Origin of the sequence: Vulcanisaeta distributa JCM 11216, assembly GCF_001315985.1 — an archaeon.
Classification (GTDB): Archaea; Thermoproteota; Thermoprotei; order Thermoproteales; family Thermocladiaceae; genus Vulcanisaeta; species Vulcanisaeta distributa_E.
Genome location: NZ_BBBI01000035.1, coordinates 1 through 5,615, shown reverse-complemented (window position 1 = coordinate 5,615; position 5,615 = coordinate 1). Strand labels below are relative to the sequence as shown.

Below are 5,615 nucleotides of genomic sequence, written 5' to 3'. Positions count from 1 at the left end.
ATAACAGGGGGGGCGTCAGTGGCTCCATTGGACTTAATGAGTGGGGGGGTGCGTACTTCAGTGGTTATGCCACCAAGGACATATTCACCTACGGGCCAATACTCATTGAGGTGACCTACAACTACAGTGTTCCGCAAATGAGCTGCAGCCTAGAAATCAATCCAAGCATCCAGCCAATACTCATATCAAGCAACACAAGCCCATACAGCACCCCCCCATGGACATTCACCTACATACTAATCGCAACACCAAACACAGACTTGACAATACACGTCAAGTGCACATACACACAGGGCTACTGGTAAGACCCCCTTAAAACAAGTCAAGATGCATTTTCGATGAGCCAGGGGGGGCAAGAACGAGGAGTAAGGCTTGGAGGTCTAGGCGTGGCGAGTTCAACGTGCTTTGGTTGATAGTGACCCTCGTGGGCATAGTCATGGCATTGGCAATAATGTACCTAATCTACGGGGGGAGTGAATAGGTCGCTAAACACCGCTAACGCACCAATGATCACCGCAACAACATCGAGTGGAAACCTATTCGTGAACATCAAGGACGCTGGCGTCGGCAACCTAAGGATTGAGAGCATAATCCTATACGCAGGTCAAAGCCAGGCAAGTTGTTCAGTAGCCACTTACTACCTAGACGGTCAGCAGTTAAGCAGTGGCTTGCCGATAACCCTCAAGCCAGGCCAAACGCTCACCATAACCTACTCGAGTTGCAACCCATCAACAGATGAGGTAACGAGCATAGCCGTAATAACGAGCTCAGGAACATACACAGCAACAGTCTCATAACAACCTCAAAAAATCAAACCCAAGATCAAAAACACTGGTTCTCGATTCTCACCCAACCCAAGACACCAAGGACAAAACCCCCCCATTAAAATCCTCCCGACCAACCAAGCCTTAATCAACGACAAGAAGACCACCCCCCCTCAATATTCTATTGAAATCCTCGTGGTATTAGAAATAGAATGTTGAATATAAGCAGGATGAAGAGGGACTTTCAATATTCTATTGAAATCCTCAATGTCTTAATACAGAGGGAGTCCAAGTTAACAATTTCACCCTTTCAATATTCTATTGAAATCCTCATATTGGAAAGTATGGGGGGAGATAATAGGCAAGGGAGTACTACCACTTGCTTTCAATATTCTATTGAAATCCTCTCTGATAATTATGCTTTTGGTGATTATATCATAGTTCCGCAATCTTTCAATATTCTATTGAAATCCTCCCACGCCTCTTTGCATGCACACCAATGACGTCATCAGTGACCGTAACCTCACTTTCAATATTCTATTGAAATCCTCTGTGAATGGCGCGCCACTGCTGCTTCCGTAGGCGCCAAACCCTGAATTAACGCTTTCAATATTCTATTGAAATCCTCAGGATCGCTACTTTATTTGGCTCTTTTTAAGTTTTTCCTCCTTGTTTTCTTGGCCTTCGTTGGGACATCTTTCTGCTTCTAATGCTTACGTTTCGTGTTTGTTCACACGGTCTTTATTGGGGATTGAATTTTTGTTTCCACGGTATTTCAACTTTGCAAAACCGAGCCTGTTCCAACGATACTTAGTGCTTTGTAAAATGGAGAAAGTGCATGATATCATGCACACTCCCCGGCTTTATTGATTGTGGGTTATTCAACGTGGGTGGCTGTGGTTAATGCACGTGAGCGTGCATTGATTGCCTTTGCCTCGTCTCGTGTCCTGTACCCCTTAAAAGTTCATTGTCTTGTCTCTTTGATGGATGTTAGGGAGTTGGTTGCTGACTTGGTCTTCATTGTTAGGTCACCAGTTGATGGGATTGACAATGCTGTTAGTGAGTCGGCTAGGCTTAGTAGGGCTTGGCGTAGGGTAGCCACTGTTTTGAGGGTCTTCAACAACCCATGGGTACTGCCAAGGAGTTACAGGAGGGAATTAATTAGCATTGCAAGTTCCTACTTCATCGCCGGTAGTGACCCATCAATAACGTTCCTTGCACTCATGAGCAAGTTCAGCAACTGGCTTAATCAGCAGTTGGATTGGCAGTCGAAGGCCTTGACCGCGGTTATAGTCATTGCAATCATGCTCGGCGTGGCATCCTTCATGGCAATACTCGGTGCACCACCAACAATCTCACTAGTCGGCTTAGCCTAGTGCCAATAATTCATTACTACCAGGTTGAGCTTGTTAGGTATGACTACGTTAAGCCAACCATCGCCGGCTTAATGGGTGGCTTTATTGCCTACTCACTGGGTAGTTACCTAATGGGCCTAAGTGCCTTAAGGCTTGTGTTTATAACCGCAATGGGCTCGAGCCTAGGCTTCTCCACCCTATACATACCGCAGTTCATAAACTTCACTAGGAACTACCTAGGACTACCACAAAGGGTACTGAACTCATTCAATGAGTTACTCACAATACCAAACCCGCAGCCGCCTAGGCCGGTCACGATTGTTGAGCGTGAGCTTAAGCCACTCTGGGACTACGCCTACTCGGTTGGTGTTAGGGAGTTTGTGGAGAGGGTGAACATACTCGTTGACTCAATGATAGACTTCATCAGGCGCTCAGTAACCACCGGCTTTGTCTATGGGCCCTTTGTTGGTGTGGGCTACGCATTCATGCTATTCACCGCATACGTACTAACCGGGATTCACGCAGTTACTATGACTGGCATTAATTTGCCCATTACCCTAAACCCACAATTAATCAACTCAACACTGATCCCACTGGCGATTGCCACTTCGGTTTTGACCGGCAAGTCCATGCACAGCATTGGGCTTGGAATCTCCTTAATACCAATCTATCTAACCCCCCGTTGATACCACTCATTTGGTGATTAGTGATGCATATTTCGAGGCCTAAGGTGGTTAGCCAGGGATTGGTCAAGAACTACACAGTCGAGTTCGGCGGCATTAAAACCGACATCGAGGTTCACCTTATTCAGGCTAGCCAATACGGTGTCCACGACTACGTGGCATACGTAATCGACGAACTACCAGAGTGGGTAGTTGCCCTGCCACTGGATAGAATCGTTGATTGGTTCGGGAGTGGCGCCAAGCTAGAGAGGGCTGTCGAGAGGGGGGGCTTGAAGTCAATAGGGATAAAGCCGAGTGGGGGGGAGAACATTGACTTGGCTGTTAGGGTATTCAGTAGGTGGTTCAACTACTACGGGGGGGCGTTGACCCCAGTCCTATTGATGGATGATGTGACTGACATACACATAAACAAGGCCAATACGAAGTACGGCCTCGGCGGGATCTACATGGAGCACTCACTGCTCGGTAGGGTTCAGGTAATCATCGGCTGGGAGCCATTCGAACTAAAGAAGGGAAAGAAGGTGATTAAGACCATAACCTTTGACCTTAATTCATTCGTTGATTACTTGATTAGGCGCGTGGCTCAGAGGGCTAGGACTGCAGTAACGAGTTACAGCCCAGTGGCTAGTGTTGTGGATCCCGAGTTCGGCGTTAGGGTCAGCATTGAGGCTGAGCCAGTGAGCCCAGGCTCAATGAGCATTAGGGTCTTGCCACGCAAACCATGGACACTACCCGAGTTGATTAGGCGAGGCATGATCAACATCGAGGACTCGGCTAAGCTCTGGCTACTCGCCGACCACAGGATCCCGATCTTGATAATCGGCCCAATGGCTCTGGAAAGACTAGCTACAGAACGCCATTGCGTTTATGCTAGTCACGAGGTCAATGGCGTTGATTATGGACGTGGCCGAGCTCTTCCTACCGCATCACCAGGTGGTTAAGCCAATGCTTGAGCGAATAGCCTACGCCCATGGAATTAGGAGTATTGACAAGGCCGAGCTCATTAGGCAGGCCCTCAGGAGTGGTGTGGATATCATTGTCTTGAACGAGGCTAGGAGTGGCGGTGAATTCAAGGCATTGGCTGAGGCCATAACACTCGGGCATGGAGCCTTAACCACGTTCCACGCCGAAAACATTGAAGCAGCAAGGGCTAGGCTTAGGAGCCTCGGCTTCGAGGCTGAGGAGTTGCTGAGGCTCTCGGTGATTGTCGAGGTCTCGATGACTAGGGATGTTAGGTTTAACCCCGAAACAGGGGGGGTGTATGAGGTTGTTACTAGGAGGTTTGTTGGGAAAATACACAACGCCGAGCCATACATAAACGCCTTGGTTAGGGATTACGGTGTTGACTACGTAAATAGGCAGTTGGGGTTTAGGACTGCCTTCCTAACGAAGGCAGTCAACGCGGGCTTAAGCCACGAGCAACTAGCCAATCTGCTCTACATCTTCTACAAACAGCCTGAGGCCGTACTCAAGAGTGTCGACATTACGGCTGAGGTGAACGAGGCTGTTAATAATGAGCAAGTCAAGCCACTGCCACTGCCGGATGATTTGTTGAGCCTCGACTTTGACTCAACCGAGGCTTTTAAAGCTGAGAAGGGTGTTGATTGATGCTTAGGCCTAGGTTCGTCATAGCCACATTCTTCAGTGGCTCGAAGGGAGGCACTGGCAAATCAACACTAGCCGCTAACTTGGCAATAGCAATGAGTCAGTCGCTTAGGTCTAACGTCCTATTGATTGACCTCGGGATAGACTCGAGCCAGACGGCCAGTAGGACACTGGGCATTGTGCCGGAGAGGCTTGGCGCACTGGACTTCCTAATTGGCTCGATCAACGACGCCAATCAACTACTTAGTAGGTCTACTTATTTACCCTCAGTCCTCGTTGTACCGCCAGGCAACGTAAGGAGTTATCAACTAACGATTAACGTCAATGAGTTGTTCAACAGATGGGTTTACTTAATCAACTCCCTAGTCATGGCTACTGGCTCCCAGTTGGTGCTTGTTGACTTACCAGCCAACGCACCAACGCCAATCCTAATACCCGCACTAGTCACCTCGCAGATAATAAACATCGTCCTAGACCACGCAACGTACAGCGAGTACGTCATTAAGGAAATCGACGACACGTACATACAGCCAATGATTACTCAACTCAGGTACAGGAAGATAATTAATGTGGTCCTAAACAAGGCACTGCCAGGACTCGACACCATCGAGTCGAGGGTAAGGGGGGGCTTCGCACGCAACGGCGAGGTCTTCACAATCCCCCCCATGAGCCCAATTGCACAGTACCTAACGGCAACCATGAAGCCGGCAATCCTATACGAACCAAAGGGATCACTAACACAATTCAAGAAGGCCATAGAGACCATGACCAACGCCATGACAAGGCAGGTGAAGGCACTACTCACCGGCTCAGTGAGCGTGACCTAACGCTCCAGGCTTATTCAACCCCCCCACTCGGCTCACTTTTTCTGAACAGCCGGAGTTAGAAAAAAGTCCCGTGAATTAGAGAGAACTGGTGGTTATGGGGGGGTTTGGGTTAAGGCTTTTGGTGGTGGCTTTGTCTGTGGTTGTCGCCCTGGCTTTGGCGCTCGTGCTTGCACTGCACGTTGTTAATGGGCCTATGACAATTAATAGGGCGAGTCTCGGCACAGTTAATGAACCAACACCGGTTAGCATAAACACGCCGATCTACGTAGTTGGTCCTTCAACGCTTGTTCAGGAGTTGATGGGATTAGGCATTAATCAATCACTGATCAAGCCAATAACCATTAATGAATTACCAAGCCTACCAAACAATAGCCTAGTCCT

6 protein-coding genes, 2 pseudogenes and 1 CRISPR repeat array are annotated in these 5,615 nt (G+C 48.5%); all 8 genes and pseudogenes read left to right on the top strand.

Features of this window, described 5'->3' with window-relative positions:
• Positions 1–305: pseudogene (locus JCM11216_RS13775) on the top strand (hypothetical protein); the annotation flags it as partial.
• Positions 306–473: 168 nt separating this feature from the next.
• Complete coding sequence (locus JCM11216_RS13770) at positions 474–797, top strand: hypothetical protein (RefSeq protein WP_243676439.1); 324 nt, start codon at positions 474–476, stop codon at positions 795–797.
• A gap of 137 nt (positions 798–934) precedes the next feature.
• Positions 935–1,392: a CRISPR direct-repeat array (repeat unit 25 nt; unit sequence CTTTCAATATTCTATTGAAATCCTC).
• A gap of 355 nt (positions 1,393–1,747) precedes the next feature.
• The gene (locus JCM11216_RS20205) at positions 1,748–2,140 is read left to right on the top strand and encodes a hypothetical protein (RefSeq protein WP_243676438.1); all 393 of its coding nucleotides are present in this window, start codon (positions 1,748–1,750) and stop codon (positions 2,138–2,140) included.
• Positions 2,140–2,805, top strand: a complete 666-nt coding sequence (locus JCM11216_RS20200; protein ID WP_243676437.1) for a hypothetical protein — start codon at positions 2,140–2,142, stop codon at positions 2,803–2,805. The genes JCM11216_RS20205 and JCM11216_RS20200 overlap by 1 nt, the downstream gene beginning before the upstream one ends.
• A 23-nt stretch (positions 2,806–2,828) precedes the next feature.
• Positions 2,829–3,743 (top strand): hypothetical protein, encoded by a 915-nt coding sequence (locus JCM11216_RS20195; protein ID WP_243676436.1) that lies wholly within the window; start codon positions 2,829–2,831, stop codon positions 3,741–3,743.
• Positions 3,700–4,410, top strand: a complete 711-nt coding sequence (locus JCM11216_RS20190; protein WP_243676435.1) for an ATPase, T2SS/T4P/T4SS family — start codon at positions 3,700–3,702, stop codon at positions 4,408–4,410. Before JCM11216_RS20195 ends, JCM11216_RS20190 begins: the two co-directional genes overlap by 44 nt.
• The gene (locus JCM11216_RS13755; protein WP_054854567.1) at positions 4,410–5,234 is read left to right on the top strand and encodes a ParA family protein; all 825 of its coding nucleotides are present in this window, start codon (positions 4,410–4,412) and stop codon (positions 5,232–5,234) included. The genes JCM11216_RS20190 and JCM11216_RS13755 overlap by 1 nt, the downstream gene beginning before the upstream one ends.
• 94 nt (positions 5,235–5,328) lie before the next feature.
• Positions 5,329–5,615: pseudogene (locus JCM11216_RS13750) on the top strand (hypothetical protein); the annotation flags it as partial.